Genomic DNA, 19369 nt, shown 5'->3' on the forward strand with positions numbered 1-19369 from the left:
CTAGCGTTGCGGATGTCCCCGATCCTCAAGCCACCGGGAGCCGTCCGTGTCATCGCAACCCCTGCTCGTCGCCGACGAGGTGAGTAGGTCCTTCGGCCCCACCCGGGCCCTTAACGGCGCGTCGTTGCGGGTCTTCCCCGGCGAGGTGCTGGCGCTGACCGGCCCGTCCGGCTCCGGGAAATCAACGCTGCTGCACTGCCTGTCGGGGATCCTCACGCCGGACTCCGGCCGGGTCGCCTTCGAGGGCCGGGATCTGGCCGCGCTCACCGACCGCGAGCGCAGTGCGCTGCGGCGGGGCGCGTTCGGGTTCGTCTTCCAGTTCGGCCAGCTGGTGCCCGAGCTCACCTGCCTGGAGAACGTCGCTCTGCCGTTGCGGCTCGACGGCGTACGGCGTACGCGCGCCGAACAGCACGCCACCGAGTTGCTCGACCGCCTGGAGGTCGCCGACGTGGCGGGCAAACGGCCCGGCCAGGTGTCCGGCGGGCAGGGCCAGCGGGTGGCGGTGGCCCGCGCGCTGGTCACCGGCCCGCGGGTGATCTTCGCGGACGAGCCGACCGGCGCCCTCGACTCCCACAACGGCGCGCAGGTGATGCGTCTGCTGGTCGCCGCCGCGAAGGAACGCGGGAGCGCGGTCGTACTGGTCACCCACGAGTCGCACATCGCGGCGTGCGCGGACCGAGAGGTCGCCCTGAGGGACGGCAGCGCGGTCGCGGCCGAGGCCGCCCGGTGAACGCCGGCGCACGGCACACCGGCCGGGGCCGGCTCGCCTGGCTCGGCGACCTGCTGCTCGGCGTCCGGCTGAGCGTGGCCGGCGGACGTTCGGGCCGATTGCGACTCGCCCTGATCGCGGTCGGTGTCGGCCTCGGCGTGGGGATGCTCCTGCTGCTGGCGGCCGCGCCGACCGCCGTCTCGGCCCGCGAGCAGCGCCGGGCCGACCGGTCGATGGGTGCGGCCGTCGAGCAGCCGGGACCGGATACCCTGTTGGCCCTGACCGTCGAGACGCGCTTCCGGGACGAGGTCGTACGCGGCCGGATCCTGCGCCCGGAGGGGGATCGCGCACCCGTGCCGCCGGGCCTGCCACGGGTACCCACCGCGGGCGAGATGTTCGTGTCTCCGGCGCTGGCCGGGCTCCTCGACGGTCCGGGTGGCGCGGTGCTGGCCGAGCGGTGGCCGGCGCGGGTGGCCGGCACGATCGCGCCGACCGGGCTCTCCGGGCCGGACGAGGTGTACTTCTACGTCGGCTCCGACACTCTGACCACGGAGGACGAGGCCCAGCGCATCGATGCGCACGGCGGTGAGCAGCCCTCCGGAACCGACCTGATGATCGTGGTCCTCGCCGTCGTCGGCGCGGCCGTCATGCTGCTGCCGGTGCTGGTCCTGGTCACCACGGCGGTACGTTTCGGCAGCGCGAGCCGGGACCGGCAGCTGGCCGCGATCCGGCTGGTCGGCGCCGACAGCCGGATGACACGGCGGATCGCGGCCGGTGACGCCCTGATCGGTGCGGCGCTCGGGCTCGCGGCCGGTGGGCTGGTCTTCCTCGGCCTCCGCCGGGTGGTGGGCGCGCTGTTGCCGTCCGACTTCAGCCCGTACGTCGCTGATCTGCGCCCGGTGCCGGTCCTGCTCGTCCTGATCCTGCTGCTCGTGCCCGCCGGTGCGGTTCTGGTGGCGCTCTCCGCTTTGCGCCGCGTCGTCATCGAACCGCTCGGTGTCGTACGGCAGAGTGGCGCACGCCGGCGGCGGCTCTGGTGGCGGCTGATCCCGCCGGGAGCCGGTGTCGTCCTGCTCTACCCGCTGCTCGGCGGGATGTCCGGCGAGGTCGGCGACGGCACCCGGGCTCAGCTCGCGGCCGGGGCGATCCTGCTGCTGACCGGTGTGGTGGTGCTGCTGCCGTGGCTCGTGCAGGCGGTGGTGCGGCCGCTCGGCCGAGGCAGTGTGGCGTGGCAGCTCGGTGTCCGGCGGCTGCAGCTGGACAGTGACACCGCCGTGCGTTCGGTGTCCGGGATCGCCGTTTCGGTGGCCGGGATCATCGCCGTCCAGGGGCTGCTCGGCGCCTCGATCGCGGCCACCAGCGGCAGCCAGCCACCGGCCGATCGCTTCCAGATGGTCGCCTATACCAACGGCGCGGACGGCACCGGCTGGGGCGCGGCACTGTCCGGCACGCCGGGCGTCGCCGAGGTACGCACCGCCGGCTACGGCTACCTGCGGGCCGACCCGAAAGACCAGATCGGGGTGACGGTACGGGTGGGCGACTGCGAGGTTCTCCAGCAGTACGCCTCCCTGCCGTCCTGTGCGGACGGGGACGCATTTCAGGCCGTTCAGCCCGGCTGGGACAGCACCTCGCTGGATCCCGGGGCCACCACCACCGTCCACGGCGCCGACGACACGGCACCGGTCTCACGCTGGGCGGTGCCGGCCGACCTGCCGACCGTGACGCTGTACCCGGGCGAGGCCGGGCCGATGTCGTACCTGGCCACCCCCGCGGCCTTGAAGGTGCGCCCCGACCTGCGCGGCCTGATCACCGACGCGTACCTGGTGCGGCTCGATCCGGCCGACCCGGACGCCGTGGAACGGGTCCGCAACACGATGGCCCGGCTGGCTCCGGCAGCACCGCTGCAGCTGTTCGGCGACGAGCGGATCGGTGACCAGTTCGACGGTGCCCGGAGTGTCGCCCAGGCGTGTGCCGTCCTGTTCCTGCTGTTCATCGGCGCGAGCATGCTCGTCAACGTGATCGAGCAGTTGCGTGAGCGACGCCGCCTGCTGGCCGTGCTCGCCGCCTTCGGCACCCGGCGGCGGGTTCTGTCGGCCTCGGTGCTGTACCAGGTCGCCGTCCCGGCCGCGATCGGGCTGCTGCTGGCCGTCCTGATCGGCAGTGGGCTGTCGGCGGTGTTGCTGGCGGCCACCCGGGCGCCGGTCGAGTTCGACTGGCCGGCGATCGCCACGATGACCGCCACGGTGGCCGCGATGATCATGGCCGTCACCGCGGCCGGACTGCCGGCACTGTTCCGCCTGCTGACGGTCCAGGAGCTGCGCAGTGAGTAGAGCAAATAGGCTGGCCGTCATGTCGTCCCGCAGCCGGGGCCTCCTGGCGGATCTGCTGGTGTCCGGCTCGGTGGCCGCCCTCGCCACGTGGTGGTGGCACCAGTACCGGCCCGGTGGCCTGCTCTTCGGCGTGCTGGCCGGGCTGGTGCTGATGTGGCGACGCCGGTATCCGATCGCCGTCGCCCTCGCCGTGTCGGTGCTGACCGGGGTGACCGCAACGATCGAGGTCGACGGGACGAGACTGCACGACGGCATGCTGCTGATCACGGTCGCCGTCGCGATGTACGCGGTCATCGTGCACGCGGCGACGCTGCGGCGGGCCGTGGCCGGCGGGGTCGCGACATGGCTGTTCTCGTCCCTGCTGCTGCCGCTGCAGAACGACACCGAGATCACCCTCGCGACGTTCTGGCACAACTTCGGGCTCGTGTTCGGGTATGGGGCCGTGGTGTGGGCTGCCGCCCTCAGCGTCCGGTACTTCGGCCACATGCGGCTGAACACGTCCGAACGCCGCCTCAGCGCCGAACGGGAACAGCAGCACCTCGCCCGGATCGCGGTCGCCGAGGAGCGGGCCCGGATCGCGCGGGAGCTGCACGACATCGTCGCCCATTCACTGTCGGTGATCATTCTGCAGGCCAACGGCGCGGCGTACGCGTTCGACCGCGACCGTGAGCGCGCCCGCGAGGCGCTGCGCACGATCGGCACGACCGGCACCGACGCCCTCGAGGAGATCCGGCAGCTGGTCGAGTTGCTGCGCGGTGACGGCGACAGCCCGCCCGACCGTGTTCCGGTCGCGTTGAACCAGCTCGACGCCGTTGTACAGCGGGCCCGTGACGCCGGTCTGACCGCCGAGCTGGTCGTGCACGGCACACCGCCCGAGGTGCCCGGCGGAGTGGCGCTGGCGGTCTGCCGGATCGTGCAGGAGTCCCTGACGAACACGTTGAAGCACGCCGGGCCGGACCCGTCGGCCACCGTCACGGTCAGCTACCAGCGAGGCTCCATCGACATCGAGGTGACCGACTCCGGCCGGGAAAGCGGGTCCGCGTCCTCCGGCGGGCACGGTCTGATCGGCATGCGGGAGCGGGTGGCACTGTACGGCGGAACCTTCGCGGCCGGGCGGGACCCCGGCGGCGGCTGGCGGGTGCACGCCGGGATCCCGCTCACGGGTGCCGCGGCCCGGGCGGTGACCGCATGATCAGGATCGTTCTCGTCGACGACCAGCACCTGGTCCGGGCCGGTTTCCGGATGGTGCTGGACTATCAGGACGACATGACCGTGGTCGGTGAGGCGGGCGACGGCGCGGAGGCGCTGCGCCTGCTGCGGACCACCCCGGCCGACGTCGTGGTGATGGATCTGCGGATGCCGGTGCTCGACGGAGTGACCGCCACCCGGCGGATCTGCGCCGCCGGGCCCCTTCCCCGCGTGCTGGTACTGACCACGTTCGACACTGATGAGGAGGCGTTCGCCGCGCTGCAGGCCGGAGCGAGCGGTTTCCTGCTCAAGAGCGTGCCGCCGGACGACCTGCTGTCCGCGATCCGGGTGGTGGCCGGTGGCGACGCCGTGGTGGCGCCCCGGGTGACCCGGCGCCTGCTGGAACGTTTCGCGGGCCGGCTCGTCGCGGGCGGACCTGACTCGGCAGGCCCGCCCGACCTGACCGACCGCGAGCGGGAGGTGCTGCTGCTCGTGGCGCAGGGCCTGTCCAACCTCGAGATCGGCGGCCGGCTGCAGGTCGCCGAGGCCACCGTGAAGACCCACGTCGGCCGGATCCTGGCCAAACTCGGTCTGCGGGACCGGGTACAGGCGGTGGTCTTCGCCTACGAGTCCGGGCTGGTGCGCCCGGGCAGCGGCTAGCCCGTCACCAGCCGAGGTGGCTGCGGGTCGTCGCGGCGATCCGCTCGACCGTGGCGATGCCCTCCTGCCTGCTCTTGTGGCCGTGCGACAGGACCGACAGCGCGACGTCGGTCTTCTCGCCGCTGATCCGGCCGGTGCTGTTGACGATCCATCGGCCGCCCTCGCTGGACCGCGCCATCCAGCCGTTCTTCTGCGCGGTCTGCTCGCCCTCGAACGAGGCGGCGCTGACACCCCAGGTCTGGTCGGCGTTGACCGATGACATGAGCTGCAGGATCAACGCCTTGGAGGCGCTGGTCAGTGGGCCGCCGGGGGCGGTGAGCGCGGACACCATCCGGATCTGGTCCTTCGCCGTGGTGGTGGTCAGGCCGAACTTCGGGTCCGGTTCGGTGTCGTCGAGACCGAGGCGCTGCAGTTTCTGCCGTAGCCCGGCCGCGCCGCCGATCTTGTCGTACACCTTGACGGCCGCGTCGTTGTCGCTCGCCATGATCATCTTGCCGACCCGTTTCCGCTCGGCACCGGTGAGCTGCCGGTTCTCGTCCTGCGTCTGCAGCAGGAGCGCGGCCAGCAGCTGCACCTTGACCACGCTGGCGGTCTCGAACGCACGGTCGCCGCGATAGGCGTACCGCCGCCCGGTCCTGTGGTCGACGAAGGCGACCGAGAAGTCGAGGCCGGACGCCGTGAACTTGTGCAGGACGTCGTCGAGCCGGGACACCCGCTCCGCCCATGAGCCGACCGCCAGCGACAGGTCGACCAGGTCACCTTTCTGCGGGCCCTGGTAGATCATGCCGGGCGCCATCTTGACGTCACCCTCGAGAGTCTCGAGGTCACCCGCGTCGTGCCGGCCCACGAACGAGGCCGTTGGCAGTGGCTCGGCGGGACGTCCGGCGAACGCTCCGGCCAGGAAGTTCTTGAAGATGTCGTACGGCATGCCGTCGCCGTTGACGGCCTGACCACTCTTCGTGCGGATCGGTCCGGGCTTGTCGCGGCCCACCCAGACGACCGCGGCGAGCCCCGAGGCCCACCCGGCGGTCCACGCGTCGGACGAGTCGGTCGTGTTGCCGTACTGCTGGGATCCGGTCTTGGCTGCCGCCGCGACGCCGGGCACCCGGCCCTCCTCGGCCACCACCTGCGACAACACGGCGCCCATGTCGGCCGCCACACCCGCGTCGAGCACGCGGACCGGCTTCTTGGCGAACCGGTGCAGAACACCGCCGCCGGGCGCGGTGACCGACACGACGAAGTGCCGGACGGAGCGGGCGCCACCACCGGCCAGCGTGGCGTAGACGCTCGCCATGTCGGCCGGGGCCACCGCATACCGGCCGATGGCGATGTCGGCGCGGGTCCGGCCGGGGGTGGGTTCGCCCTTGAGGTCGACCATGGTGACCTGGTCGCCGTACTTCTCCGGCACGCCCAGCCGCAGCGCGAGGTCACGCACCCGGCCCGGTCCGACCCGCTCGGCGAGGGCGTAGAACGGCGTGTTCAGCGAGTGCACCATCGCGAGGTCCAGCGGGCAGACCGGGCACTGCAGGTTGTCCTGGTTGTAGAGCGGCGCACCGCCCCGGTCCGAGAACACCCGCGGCGAGGTGCCGTTGTAGTACGACCGGAAGCCGATGCCACGCTCCTCGGCCGCGGCCAGGACCAGTGGTTTGAACGTGGAGGCGGGTGGCCGGGGAGCCAGCGCGTCGTCGTAGAAACCGCGGCCGCGATCGCCGCCGTAGTAGGCGCGCACCCCGCCGTCGCCCGGGTCGATCGCCACGAGGGCGGGCCGCAGCTCTTTCGGCTGGCCGAGGAGCGCCTTGCCGATGCTCGTGGTGGCCGCCTGCTGTGCGGTGGCGTCCAGTGTCGTCGTGATGTTCAGACCGCCGGTGCGGATCTGCTGGCGGGTGATGCCGGCGGACACCAGCTCGTCCTCGACCCGGTCGGTAATCAGGCCGATCGGCCCGTCGACGGCGGCCGCGGTCACCGAGGCCTCGGCGACGGCCGGATAGGGGACCGCGTCGGCCGCGTCGGCGGGCAGCCAGCCCGCCTCGCTCATCGCGCGCAGGATCCACTGCCAGCGATCCTTGGTCCACTTAGGGTCGACGGCCGGGTCGCCGCGGGTCGGGTCCTTGACCATCGCCGCGAGCACGGCGCCCTGGTAGGTGGTCAGGCGCTCGACGGACACACCGAAGAAGGCGTGCGAGGCGGCCTCGATGCCGTAGGCGCCGCGACCGAAATAGATCGTATTGAGGTATCGCTCTAGGATCTCGTCCTTGCTGAACCGGTGCTCGACCTTCAGCGCGAGCGCCGCCTCCCTGGCCTTGCGGCTGACAGTCCGCTCCTGCGTCAGGTAGGCGTTGCGCACGTACTGCTGGGTGATCGTGGAGGCGCCCTGTCCGCTGTCGCTCACCACGTTCGACCAGAGGGCCCGCAGCAGACCGCGCACCGAGACGCCGCTGTGGTCGTAGAACCCCCGGTCCTCGGCGGCAAGGAACGCCTGCCGGACGCCGACGGGCACCCGGTCCAGAGTGACGTCGGTGCGGTCGGTGAGGCCGATGCGCGCGAGAACCGTCCGGCCGTCGCGGTAATACAGCACCGAGGCCTGCGGGGGCACCGGGTCCGGTGGCAGGTCGACGCTGATCACATAGCCGCCGGCGGCCACCGAGAGCACCAGCTGGATCGCGACGAACGCCACCAGCGTCCGCCGGCACCACCGTGGCCAGCGCCCGAACCAGGCCACCGGCCGGCGTAAGACCGCCCTCCACTCCGCCATCGCGCGTCTCCCCTCCACGACCGGACACGGCATCGGCACGCGTTCGTTATCGAGACGCATCGAGGGGGCGGATCGGTGCATTGCCGACGCCGACTGTGCAAAGTGTCTCAATCCGGCGCGGAGTGCAACCTGCGCAACAACACCGATACGCCGAAGATCGTTCCGTATCGCATCGATGTAGGGTGCTGAAGCTCGCGATCAGGGCGAGCTGCGTGAACAGGAGCGGGAATGGTCCGTGGGATTACGCGTCACCGGCATCGGCTGCTGGCGGGAGCCACCGTCGCGGCCACCGTCGCGGGAGGCATGGCGCTGTCGGCCGGCACCGCCATGTCCGGGGAGAGCAGTGCCGCGACCCCCGCCCTGAAGACCTCCGATGCCGCCCAGGTGACCGTCGGCGCCGGCCGGGTCGCGCTGAACCAGCCCGCCGACCCGTACTTCGCCAAGATCGCCCCGAGCGTGAACGCCCACCTCACCGGTATGTACTCACCGCAGGTGGCGTGGCCGATGGTCGGCATCCACACGGTGCTGCTGCCCAACGGTCACGTGGTCAGCTACGGCACGCCGCCCGGCGTCGCCCAGCAGGCCGGATTCTCCTACGACGACTGGAACCCGGCCGCCGGTGCCGGTGCCGGCGCCCACGCGGTCACCGCGTCGATGCACCAGTACGACGCGTTCTGCAACTCGCTGGAGCGACTGCCCGACGGCCGGCTGCTGATGGTGGGCGGCAACTCCGTCACGGCGACCATGATCTACGACCCGGTCACCGGCCGGCAGACGATGGGCGCGCAGCTGGGCCGGCAGCGGTGGTACGCCTCGGTGCTGCGCCTGCCCGACGACCGGATGCTGACCCTCGGCGGCGGCAACTCCTACAACGTCGACGCGTACCTCAAACCGAACGACGACACGACCGTCGCCACCGTGCCGGAGATCGGCACCGGCACCGGCAACTGGACCGCTCTCACCGGCGCGGACAGCACCGTGGCGTTCGGGGCCAGGGACAACCGGTGGTGGTACCCGCGGGCGTACGTCGCACCTGATGGCAAGGTCTTCGGTGTCTCGTACGACCAGATGTGGCGGCTCGACCCGAGCGGCGCCGGCAGGGTCACCTCGCTCGGCACGCTGCCCACCCCGATCGGCGTCTCCGGATCCTCGGTGATGTACGCGCCCGGCAAACTGCTGTTCGCCGGCGGCGGTCAGCACAACAACGGCAGCAGCGAGGTCGCCACCGAGAAGGCCACCCTCGTCGACATCAACGGCACCGGGCCCGCGGTCACCACGACCGGCTCGATGCGGCTCGCCCGCAACTGGCTCAACCTGACGGTCCTGCCCAACGGTGAGGTGCTGGCCAATGGCGGCACCCGCGTCGGCACCCAGGGCGGTGCGGCGAACTCGACGTACGACTCGGAGATCTGGAACGCCGGGACCGGCAGGTGGCGCAACGCCGCGACCGCGAAACGGATCCGCAGTTACCACTCCACCGCGGTGCTCATGCCGAGCGGCTCGGTGCTGACCACCGGCGGCGGGGTGCCGGGACCGGAGACCAACTTCAACGCCGAGATCTACTACCCGCCGTACCTGTTCACCAAGGGCTCGGACGGACGGGTGCGCTGGGCGAACCGGCCGCAGATCACCGGCATCAGCGGCTCGCTCACCTACGGCGGCACGGTGTCGCTCGGGCTCGCCGACACCCGCAAGATCGCGTCGCTGTCACTGATCCGGGCATCGAGCGTCACCCACTCGTACAACACCGACCAGCGTCGTCTGCCGCTGTCGTACAGCCAGAACGGCGCCACCGTGACCGCGCGGATGCCGGCCGACCCGAACCTGCTGCCGCCCGGTTCATACCTGCTGTCCGGCGTCGACACCAGCGGCCGTCCCACACCCGCCCAGATGATCACGATCAAGCGGTCCGGCGCGGGCACGGTCACCGTGTACGAGAAGGACCACACCCCGGCCGACTTCTCCGGCCCGACGGTCAAGGTCGAATTCCCCTCCACCGACGGCTACATCCGGGCGGGCGGCACGCTCCGCATCGAAGCGACCGACCGCAACGGGATCGCGGGTGCCGAGCTGCTGATCAACGGCAAACCGGTCGCGGCCGCCAGCGCCTTCCCGAGCGGCACCGCCGCCTCCCTGCGCTGGAGCACCACGGCGAAGGACGGCACCGCCACCATGACGATCCGGGCCCGGGACGCGCTGAACAACATCTCGGAGACGAAACGACAGGTACGCGTCGACAACCGCAAGCCGACGATTCGCCTCACCGGTGCGCCGCGGAACAACAGCAAGCTCACCGGCAAGGTGTCGATCGCCGCCGCCGTGTCCGACAACCTGGGCATCAACCGGGTCGAGATGCTGATCAACGGCACGGTCGTGGCCACCGATCGCAAGGCGGCCTACCGCATCGCCCTGTACCCGAACAGGCACACCAAGAAATTCACCATGCAACTACGGGCGTACGACCACGCGGGCAACGTCGTGTACAGCGCGAAACGCACGTACCGCCGCTGACCTTCAGCGCTCGCGGCCCACCACCTCCGTCCCGCACAGGGTTGCCACGAGGGTCACGAGGCGTAGATCGAGAACTTCGCGGTCCAGCGGGACGACGTGCCGAACGACGACGGCCAGGTGCCGAAAGGCCTGGAGGTGCTGCTCCACGCGCCCTGACCGGCGGTTCCGGTGTCGTAGCTCAGGTTGTTGTCACCGTTGGTGTTGTAGACGAGCCAGTACGCCGTGTTCGGCGCCAGCGTCGCGGCGACCGGCCGGCTGTTCCACGCCCCGGGCGTCAGCGTCCCGGACGTACTCGACGCCACCAGCGTGCCCGGTGAACCGTTCACGTCGGTGTAGATCGCGACCTGGTACTGGTCGGCCGGTGCGGCCTGAACCGTCCGCGAGTAGACGGAGAGCCGGCTCACCGTCAGCGCGGTGGCGCCGTTGACGAACCGCGACCCGTTCATGAAGTTCATGTCGCCCGAGTCGAGCGCGGCGCCCACCCGGTCGTAGCCGAACCGCGGCGCACCCGGGTCGCCCGTCGTGAACGAGAACTGATGGGCGGCCGTGAGCGCGTTGCCCGCCGCGTCGGTGACGCCCGTCCGGACCGTCACCGTGTACGGGGTCGAGGCGGCCAGCGCGGCGGACGGCGTGATCGTCGCCGCCTGACCGGCCGCGTCATAGGCGACGGCCCGGTCGATCAGCGTGTTCCCCGGACCGCGAAGCTCCAGGTTCGCCGGCGTGACGGTGCCCGCCGCCATGTCCTCGCTGAACCGCACCGTGATCGGCGCGTCCGGGGCCACTCCGGCGGCACCGGCGGCCGGGTTCGTGGAGAGAACCGCAGGTGGCGTGGTGTCCGCGCCGGTCGTCGCGTAGATGGAGAACTTCGCGTTCCACCGGCTGGACGCGCCGAACGTCGCGGGCCAGGTGCCGAACGGCGTGGTGGCGCCGCTCCACGCGCCCTGGCCGGACGTTCCGGTGTCGTAGCTCAGGTTGTTGTCGCCGTTGGTGTTGTACATCAGCCAGTACGGGGTGTTCGCGGCCAGCGTCGCCGTGATCGGGGCGGTGTTCCACGAGTTCGCCGTCAGCGTCCCCGACGTGCCGGCTGCCACCCGGGCGCCGGGCGAGCCGTTCGCGTCGGCGTAGATCGCGAGCTGGTACTGGTTGCTCGGCGCGGCCTGCACGCCACGCATGTACACCGACATCGAGGTGACCGTCGACGGACCGGCCCCCGTGACGAACCGTGAGCCGTTCATGTGGTTCATGGCGCCGGTGTCCAGCGACGCCCCGGGCTGGGTGTGACCGATCCGTTGCGGCACAGGAGTGGCCGTGTAGGTCGCGGTGTAGGTGGTCGCCGTCGTGGGCGCGGTGATGTCGTGGGTCGCCGACCCGCCGTCGGACCACGACGCGAACGTCGACGTGCCCTGCGGTGACGGCGCGGACACCGAGTTGATCGAGCCTTGGATGACGGTACGGGTGAACGGCGTGACGCCCGATCCCGGCCCGACGGCGAGCTGCAGCCCGGACGGCACGGTGGCAAAGGTCAGGTCGACGGTCTTCGGGTCGAGCCGGCGCGTCACGGCGTGCGTCAGGCCCTCCTGATCGGTGGCCGTGAGCTCGAGCTCCAGATAGGACGGGTAGTCGTGATCGGGCGCCTCGAACGATCCGGACGCCGCACCGGCCCAGCTGCGGATCGCATGCTCGTGGCAGTTGTCCGGCGCCGAGCAGTGGTGCATGACCAGGTTCCAGTTCAGCCGGGACGCGGGCAGGGCGCCCTGCTGCGGGTCGGTGGCGTGGCCGGTGAAGGTGATCGTGTCGCCGACCTTCCAGGTGGTTCCCACGGTCGGGGTGTCGATGGTCGCGGTCGGCGCCTCGTTGCCGGGTGTGATGCCGATCGTGCTGGTGTGGGTCGCGTTCAGGGTGTCCGTCACGGTCAGTCGCGCGGTGTACGAGCCGGCCGTGTCGTAGGTGAACGACGCCGTCGGCGCGGTCGAGTCGGTCACCCCGTCACCGGTGAAGTCCCAGGCGTACCGCAGGCGCCCCTCGTCGGCCGGGTCCGGGTCGGTGGAGCCGGTGCCGTTGAACGTGACGGTCAGCGGTGCCGGTCCCTGCGTCGGGGACGCGTCGATGACCGCGGTCGGCGGCTGGTTGCCGGGGAAGTAGCGCACCCGGCGGATGGTGCCGCCCAGGTCGGCGTAGTACAGCTCGCCGCCGGGGCCGACCTCCAGGTCGACCGGGCTCGCCGCGTCCGAGACGAACGTCCGCAGGTTCGCCGGGTCGGGCAGGCCGCCCGGTGTGGACGGCAGCGACGCCCAGATGCAGCGGCGCGAGTAGTCGGCGAAGAAGACCGCGCCGTGGTACGCCGCCGGGTACGGTCCACCGGCCACCGGATAGAACGCCACGCCGGTCGACGACGAGCTGCCGGTCGGGCAGGCCTCGCCCGCGACAAGCTTGGCGGAATGGTTCCAGGCGACGAACGGCGCGGTGTGGGTACCGGCCGGTGCGGTGTAGAGGGTCTCGCAGATCGGCAGGTTGGCGCCGTCGTATCCGGGCTGCCGGGCGTTGCCCTCCCAGCACGGCCAGCCGAAGTTGGTCACGCCCGCGGTGGGGTCGAGCACCCGGTTGACCTCCTCCCAGGTGGTCCACCCGGTGTCGGAGATCCAGGTCTCGTTGGTGCCCGGCCGCATCGTGATCCGGTACGGGTTGCGCAGGCCGTTGGCGACGATCCGGCGGGTGTTGGGGTCGGTCGCGCCGATGTTCGGGTTGCCGGCCGCGGCCTCGCCGGTGGCCGGGTCGAGGCGCAGCAGCGTGCCGTCCAGCTGGGTGGGGTCGCTCGCGGTGCGGATGTCCTGCGCTCGCAGCGCGCCGCCCTCGCTCGCCGGGTCGGAGCACGGGTTGGTCGGCGCCCCGGACGGGAACTGGCCGTAGTCGACCGCGCTGAAGCTCGCGCCGTCACCGGCGGCGACGTAGAGCATCCCGTCGGCGCCGAACGCGATGTCACCGATGGAGTGGCTGGGGAACTGCTGGCACCAGTCGTGCAGCAGCACCTGCTCGGTGCCGGTCATCGCGTTCCCGTCGGCCCTCAGCCGGGAGAGCCGGCCGGTGACGATGCAGCGGCCGTCGTTCGCGTTGGTGCAGACGTCGTTCCAGACCGGGGCGGCCCGGCCGGGCGGCGCGTCGTAGGTGTAGAGGACGTAGACGTACGGGTCGGCGGGGAAGCCGGGCGCCAGCGTCAGGCCGAGCAGTCCGCGGTCCCACTGGTTGTGCACGTTCGCCGACAGGTCGGCGAACACCGTCGGGGTGGTGTCGGCGAGGTCGTCGAAGACCTTGATCCGGCCGCCCTTCTCGGCGACGAAGATGCGCCCGTCCTGCGCGAACTCCAGGTCGACCGGCGAGCTGAGGCCGCTGAAGACGATCTGCTCCTGGAAGCCGGTCGGCAGCGCGACCGCGGTCGCGGGTGGTGAGCCGACGAACGATGTCATCGTGGCGACGGTCACCAAGGCGACGACCCCACTGAGCACACGCCGAAGCACGGGCATTCCCCTCCCCCATACGCGGAACACCATGCGGTGCAGGAATCCTAAGTGGAGGACGGAGGCGCAAGGCGTCGGCTGTCCGACTCGACCGGCCGCCGACCGGGCAGATCTGGCCGTACGTCCGGACGATGCACGTCGATCGATGACCGGCATCCGTGTTTGCATGTCCCGATGATGTTGGCTGCACTCGGCCGCTGGTGTGCCCGCCGGAGGTGGCCACTGCTCGGCGCCTGGCTGGTTCTGATCACCGCCGGGCTCGTTCTCGGCGGACAGGTCTTCGACCGGCTCGCCACCACCGACAGCCTGCGGCCGGACGCCGAGTCGCAGCTCGCGGAGCAGCGGGCCGACCGCCTGCTGCCCGAGGGTCCGATGATCATCGCCGTCGTCGGTGGGCGAGACGTGTACGACCCCGCCCTGGTCGCGGACGTCACGGCGGTCACCGACGGGATCCGCGGGATGGACGGCGTCGCCGGGGTCGAGGACCTGTACGGCGCTCCCGGCGGCCGGATCGGTGCCGACAACCGGCACTCGCTCATCCGTGTCGAGCTCGACCGGGGCCTGCCCGACGACCGGCGCGAGCGGGTGGAGGACGCGGTCGCCGACGCCCTGCACCGCATCGACGCGCCCGAGGTCCTGGTCAGCGGCGAGAAACTGGCCGAGCGTGCGTTCGCTGACCAGGCCCTGGCCGACGCGGCGTTCGGTGAGTCGGTCGCGATCGTCGTACTGCTGGGGATATTGATCCTGATTCTCGGTGGTTTCGTCGCCGGTCTGATCCCGCTTGCCGCCGCGCTGGCGACCGTGACGGTGACGCTGCTCGGGTTGTTCGGGCTGACCGCGCTCGCCGAGGTCAGCGAGTTCACCGTCAACGTGGTCACGCTGCTCGGCATCGGGCTGGCCGTCGACTACGCGCTGCTGGTGGTGGCCCGGTTCCGTGAAGAGCGCGTCGCCGGACCGGAGGCCCCGGTCGCCGAGCTGATCGCCCGCACCACCGCGACCGCCGGCCGGACCGTACTGATCTCCGGCCTCGCCGTCGCGGCCACGATGTTCGGCCTGACCGTTTTCGCCGAACCGCTGCTCGGCGCGATGGCACTCGGCGGTGCGGTCGCGGTGCTGCTGGCGACCGCGGCCGGGCTGACCGTCGTACCCGCGCTCATCGCCGTGGCCCACCGCCGCATCCCCGCGCCCCGCCGCACCACCGGGACGTCCCTGCTCGTGCGACTGGCCACCTTCGCGCAGGCCAGGCCCGCGCCGGTCGCGCTGGCCGTCATCGGCGGACTGCTCGTGATGTCGACGCCGTTCCTGTTCGCGGTCGACCTCGAGAACTCCGACGCCCGCGCGCTGCCCGCCTCGGCCGAGGCGCGCAAGCTGCACGAGGCCGTGCAGCGCGACTTCGGCGGCCAGGCCGACCCCGTCGTCGTGGTGATCGACGCCGACCCGGCCGGCGCCCCGGTCCGGGACTACCTGAACGCCCTCAACACCCTCGACGGAGTGCTGCGGGTGCAACCGCGCCCCGACATCACCGGACCGGCCGCCGTCATCGACGTGACGCCCGGGGGCGAGACCGCCGACCCCGCCGCCCGCGAGCTGGTGACGGCGATCCGCGACCTGGATCCGCCGTTCCCGGTGCTGGTCGGCGGTGCCGCTGCGGAACTGGTCGACCACCGTGACTCGGTGGCCGCCCGGTTCCCGGTGGCGCTGCTGGTGGTGCTGCTGTCCACGACGGTGCTGCTGTTCGTGCTGACCGGCTCGCTCGTGATCCCGCTCAAGGCGTTGCTGATGAACGTGCTGACCCTGCTCGCCACCCTCGGCGCGCTGGTGGTCGTGTTCCAGTGGGGCGCGGGTGACACCCTGCTGGGTTTCGACTCGTGGGGCGCGATCGACGTCACCACACCGGTCCTGCTGTTCGTCTTCGTCTTCGGCCTGTCGATGGACTACGAGGTGTTCCTGCTGGCCCGCATCAGGGAGGAACGGGACGTGGCCGGCGATCAGGCCGTACTCCGCGGCATCGAGAAGTCGGGCCCGGTCGTGACCGCCGCCGCCCTGTGCATCGGCGTGGTGTTCCTGGGGTTCCTTCTCGGCGACCTGACGGCGGTCAAGGAGATCGGGTTCGCGATGACTGTCGCCCTGCTGCTGGACGTCACGGTCGTACGGGGTCTGCTTCTACCAGCACTGATGGCCCTGCTCGGCGAGTGGAACTGGTGGGCGCCGGCCCCGCTGCGACGGATTCGCAGCCGCGGGCCGGCGTACCCGGCTCAGTAGGTCAGGTTCAGCGTCTTCACACCGGACAGCGGAATGCCGGTCTTCGTGGCGGTGCCGATGTCGGCCGCGCCGTCGGTGCCGGTCACGACTCCGGTTATGGAACCGGCCTGTCGATCCCGGGTCACCTTCCGCGGCCCCGTGACTCATCTGCTGACCGCAGATCGGCTTGGCCGGCGGGTGCCGCCGCGCTGAAGGTGGAGACGGCACGCAGGGCCGAGCCGGAGGAGAGAACCATGCATCCCGTTGACGACCAGCTGTCCATCCAGCTGCTGCAACAGCGCATCATCGTGCTCGGGTCCGAGGTCGACGACGGACTCGCCAACCGGATCTGCGGGCAGCTGCTGCTGTTGTCCGCGGAGAACCCGCAGCGCACCATCCACCTGTACATCAACTCGCCGGGCGGTTCGGTCACCGCCGGGCTGGCGATCTACGACACCATGCGACTGATCCCCAACGACGTCAGCACGCTGGCACTCGGCCTCGCCGGGAGCATGGGGCAGTTCCTGCTCACCGCCGGCACCCCCGGCAAGCGGTACGCGCTGCCGCACGCCCAGATCCTGATGCACCAGGGCTCGGCCGGGTTCGGCGGCACCGCGGCGGACGTCGAGATCTACGCCAACCAGCTGGAGCGGCTCGGCCGGACTCTGCTGCGCCTGACCGCCGAGCACACCGGGCAGCCGATCGACACGGTCGAACGCGACAGTAGGCGTGATCGCTGGTTCACCGCCGAGGAGGCCCTCGAGTACGGCCTCATCGACCAGGTCCTCGACAGCGTCGACGACGTACGCCCCGACACGACCCGCCAGCCGATGGGACTCAGCGCATGAGCCACTACACGATCCCGACCGTCGTCGAGAAGACGCCGAGCGGGGAACGCGCCTTCGACATCTACTCCCGCCTGTTGTCGGACCGGATCATCTTCCTCGGCACCGAGATCGACGACGGGGTCGCCAACGTGGTGATCGCCCAGCTGATCCACCTGGAATCGACCGGGGAACAGGAGATCGGGCTGTACATCAACTCCCCGGGCGGCTCCTTCAGCGCGCTGACGGCGATCTACGACACCATGCATTTCGTACGGTGCGACATCGCCACCACCTGCGTCGGCCAGGCCGCGTCGGCGGCCGCGGCACTGCTCGCGGCCGGGACTCCGGGCAAGCGGTCGGTGCTGCGGCACGCGAAGGTGACCCTGCACCAGCCGTCCGGCCAGGCCCGCGGCACGCTGCCGGACCTGGCGGTGGAGGCCAAGGAGGTGGCCAAGGTCCGGGCCGAGATGGATCAGATCCTGGCCGAGCACACCGGTCATTCGATCGCCAAGATCCGGGAGGACACCGACCGCCGGATGACCCTGACGGCGCCCGAGGCCGTCGCCTACGGCCTCGCCGATCGGGTCATCACCCGGCGTGAACCCCGCAGTTACCGGCTCAACGCCGCCTGATCACGCGGCGAGCAGGACGACATCGCCGGACACTCCGCCGGATCGGGGGCCGCGCGGCGCGATGGCCGCGCGGCTCAGCCGGGCCGTGTCCAGCCGCAGAACGGGGGCGCGATGCACCGTGAGATCGCGCCCCACCTCGGCCAGCAGGTCGGCCAGTCCGATGCCCAGCGAGTCGCAGACGGCGGCCACGATCTCCGAGCTCGCCTCCTTGCGGCCGCGCTCGACCTCGGACAGGTACTGCACCGAGACGCACGCGTCCCGGGCGACCTCGGCGAGGGTCCGCCCCTGCTCCAGCCGGCGGCGCCGCAGCACCTCGCCGAGCAGGGTGCGCAACAGAGGCCGCGGTCCGTACGTCACGTCTGCCATGTGCCGACGGTAGTGAGCCGTCGCCGCCGCCGACACCCGATCGCGCCCGGTTCTGCCAGCAGCAGAGCAGAACGTAGGGCCGGCGGGCGGGCCGGCCCTACGTCGCCTCGTACCGTCAGAACTCGCCCTGACGGACGTCATCGATGGTCACCCGGGTGACCGTGTAGTTGGTCGTCCCGCCCGAGGTGAACTTGATCGGCAGACCGGTCTCGGCGTTGATGGTGAGCGTCTCCGGGCCACCGGTGATGATTTTGCCCGCGGTCAGCGTGAACACCGCCTGGCCCTTGAACGTGCCCTCCTTGACCGCGACGTCCGGCATCTGCCCGAGCAGACGCAGGACTCCGGCCCGGACGACCGGGTCGCCGGCGCCCACGATCAGCGCGTCCATCGAGTTGTTCCACACCCAGTTGTCGGTGGTGTTGCCGACGACGCCACCGGGCACGCCCTTGATCTTGGCGACCTCAGCCGGAAGCGTGTGCCGGGCGCCGGGCGCCTCGATGGTCGGCTCGACCTTGGGGTTCGCCGGCATGTAGGCCAGTGCCATCTTGGCGCGGGCATCGTTCAGATCGCCCGTGGCCGCCGCCTTGGCCGCGGCGACCACCTTGCGACGACCGTCCGTCTCCCCCTGCAGCTTCTTGCCGGCCACCTGTGCGGGCAGCGCGCCACGGTTCTTGGCGAAGTAATAGTCGCCGTTGTCCGCGTGCAGGTCCCACACGTCGATCTTGCTGCCGTCGGACTGCACCTGGCTGCGCAGGAGCAGTGTCGCGTCGCCCGTCGGCTGCGGGGCGGTCGTCAGGTAGGAGACGAGCTGGACCATCGGGGCCTCTTCGGCCGCTGCCGTGGCCGCGCCACTCGTCGCCGCCGGCTTCGCCAGGTTCGGCGCCGGGGCCTGGACGCCGCCGCCGGTGACCGTCACCGCGACGGCCGCGACGGCCGCGATCGCGAAGGCGCCGCCACCGGTCGCACCCCAGGCCAGACGCCGGCGACGGAGCTGCTTTCCACGGCCCTCGATCCGGTCGACATCCGGCGCGTACGGCCGGTCGCCCGCGGCGTTCCGCATGGCCGCGCTCAAGCGCTGTTCGGTGTCGTACGACATGTCAGTTCTCTCCCCTGTTCAGGACGGACTTGAGCTTGACCAACGCGCGGCTCGTCTGGCTTTTGACGGTGCCCAGGCTGCATCTGAGGATCGTGGCGGTCTCCCGCTCGCTCAGGCCCTCGAGGAACCGCAGCACGACGGTCGCCCGCTGCCGGGCGGTCAGCGACTGCAGTGCCTCGATGAGCTCGGCGCGGTTCACCACGTCGTCAGACATGTCGGCCTGGGCGAAATCAGCCGGGTAGGCGCCGGACTGGCCGGCACTGTGCCGGTTCCGCCGCCACGTACGCCGCGATTCGTTGATCAGGATTCGCCGCACATACGCGGACGGGCTGTCAGCCCGCTGAACCTTGCGCCAGTTGCTGTACGCCTTCGCCAGAGCTTCCTGCACGAGGTCGTCGGCCTGGTGCCAGTCCCCGCACAGCAGATACGCCGTGCGGTGCAGCGATTCGGCGAACTCCTGGACGAAAACCCGGAAATCCTGCTCCATGCCGCTCGCCGCCCCGGCCGGTCGGTGCCTCATCACGGTCGTCACACGAGGGAAGACA

At 71.1% G+C, this 19369-nt stretch carries 13 protein-coding genes; 8 read left to right on the top strand and 5 right to left on the bottom strand.

Features of this window, described 5'->3' with window-relative positions:
• The first annotated feature begins 46 nt into the window (after positions 1 to 46).
• Genes CLV67_RS21265 through CLV67_RS21280 form a run of 4 tightly spaced genes read left to right on the top strand, consistent with a single transcriptional unit; the run spans position 47 to position 4887 of the window.
• Positions 47 to 730, top strand: coding sequence for an ABC transporter ATP-binding protein (locus CLV67_RS21265; RefSeq protein WP_106321016.1), 684 nt, complete (start codon positions 47 to 49; stop codon positions 728 to 730).
• Positions 727 to 3039, top strand: coding sequence for an ABC transporter permease (locus CLV67_RS21270; protein ID WP_106321018.1), 2313 nt, complete (start codon positions 727 to 729; stop codon positions 3037 to 3039). The genes CLV67_RS21265 and CLV67_RS21270 overlap by 4 nt, the downstream gene beginning before the upstream one ends.
• A 19-nt stretch (positions 3040 to 3058) precedes the next feature.
• Positions 3059 to 4231, top strand: a complete 1173-nt coding sequence (locus CLV67_RS21275; RefSeq protein WP_106321020.1) for a sensor histidine kinase — start codon at positions 3059 to 3061, stop codon at positions 4229 to 4231.
• Entirely contained in the window at positions 4228 to 4887 is a 660-nt protein-coding gene (locus CLV67_RS21280; protein ID WP_106321022.1) for a response regulator, read from the top strand. Before CLV67_RS21275 ends, CLV67_RS21280 begins: the two co-directional genes overlap by 4 nt.
• 4 nt (positions 4888 to 4891) lie before the next feature.
• On the opposite strand, the gene CLV67_RS21285 is transcribed toward CLV67_RS21280, so the two are convergent.
• Positions 4892 to 7639: a transglycosylase domain-containing protein gene (locus CLV67_RS21285; RefSeq protein WP_106321024.1), complete on the bottom strand. Its 2748-nt coding sequence runs from the start codon at positions 7637 to 7639 to the stop codon at positions 4892 to 4894.
• Positions 7640 to 7867: 228 nt separating this feature from the next.
• On the opposite strand from CLV67_RS21285, the gene CLV67_RS21290 reads away from it, so the two are divergent.
• Entirely contained in the window at positions 7868 to 10150 is a 2283-nt protein-coding gene (locus tag CLV67_RS21290; RefSeq protein WP_106321026.1) for a galactose oxidase-like domain-containing protein, read from the top strand.
• A 53-nt stretch (positions 10151 to 10203) separates the two neighbouring features.
• Here the strand turns inward: CLV67_RS21290 and CLV67_RS21295 are convergent, their stop codons facing one another.
• A complete protein-coding gene (locus CLV67_RS21295; RefSeq protein WP_239166953.1) occupies positions 10204 to 13611 on the bottom strand; it encodes a PQQ-dependent sugar dehydrogenase in 3408 nt (1135 codons plus the stop codon).
• 225 nt (positions 13612 to 13836) lie between these two features.
• Here CLV67_RS21295 and CLV67_RS21300 point away from each other — a divergent pair, with 225 nt between their 5' ends.
• The 3 genes from CLV67_RS21300 to CLV67_RS21310 all read left to right on the top strand — a co-directional run bounded on the left by CLV67_RS21300 (position 13837) and on the right by CLV67_RS21310 (position 17362).
• A complete protein-coding gene (locus tag CLV67_RS21300) occupies positions 13837 to 15924 on the top strand; it encodes an MMPL family transporter (protein ID WP_239166954.1) in 2088 nt (695 codons plus the stop codon).
• Between the two features lie 233 nt (positions 15925 to 16157).
• Positions 16158 to 16751: a ClpP family protease gene (locus tag CLV67_RS21305; protein ID WP_106321030.1), complete on the top strand. Its 594-nt coding sequence runs from the start codon at positions 16158 to 16160 to the stop codon at positions 16749 to 16751.
• A complete protein-coding gene (locus tag CLV67_RS21310; RefSeq protein WP_106321032.1) occupies positions 16748 to 17362 on the top strand; it encodes a ClpP family protease in 615 nt (204 codons plus the stop codon). Before CLV67_RS21305 ends, CLV67_RS21310 begins: the two co-directional genes overlap by 4 nt.
• On the opposite strand, the gene CLV67_RS21315 is transcribed toward CLV67_RS21310, so the two are convergent.
• From CLV67_RS21315 to CLV67_RS21325, 3 genes are all read right to left on the bottom strand, one after another.
• Positions 17363 to 17728 carry a helix-turn-helix domain-containing protein gene (locus tag CLV67_RS21315; RefSeq protein ID WP_106321035.1) on the bottom strand — a complete coding sequence of 122 codons (366 nt, stop codon included), beginning with the start codon at positions 17726 to 17728 and terminating at the stop codon, positions 17363 to 17365.
• A 115-nt stretch (positions 17729 to 17843) separates the two neighbouring features.
• Positions 17844 to 18824, bottom strand: a complete 981-nt coding sequence (locus CLV67_RS21320) for a hypothetical protein (RefSeq protein ID WP_106321037.1) — start codon at positions 18822 to 18824, stop codon at positions 17844 to 17846.
• A 1-nt stretch (position 18825) separates the two neighbouring features.
• The gene (locus CLV67_RS21325; protein ID WP_106321352.1) at positions 18826 to 19344 is read right to left on the bottom strand and encodes a SigE family RNA polymerase sigma factor; all 519 of its coding nucleotides are present in this window, start codon (positions 19342 to 19344) and stop codon (positions 18826 to 18828) included.
• Positions 19345 to 19369 lie beyond the last annotated feature (25 nt).

Source organism: Actinoplanes italicus (assembly GCF_003001815.1).
In the GTDB taxonomy this organism is placed as follows: domain Bacteria; phylum Actinomycetota; class Actinomycetes; order Mycobacteriales; family Micromonosporaceae; genus Actinoplanes; species Actinoplanes italicus.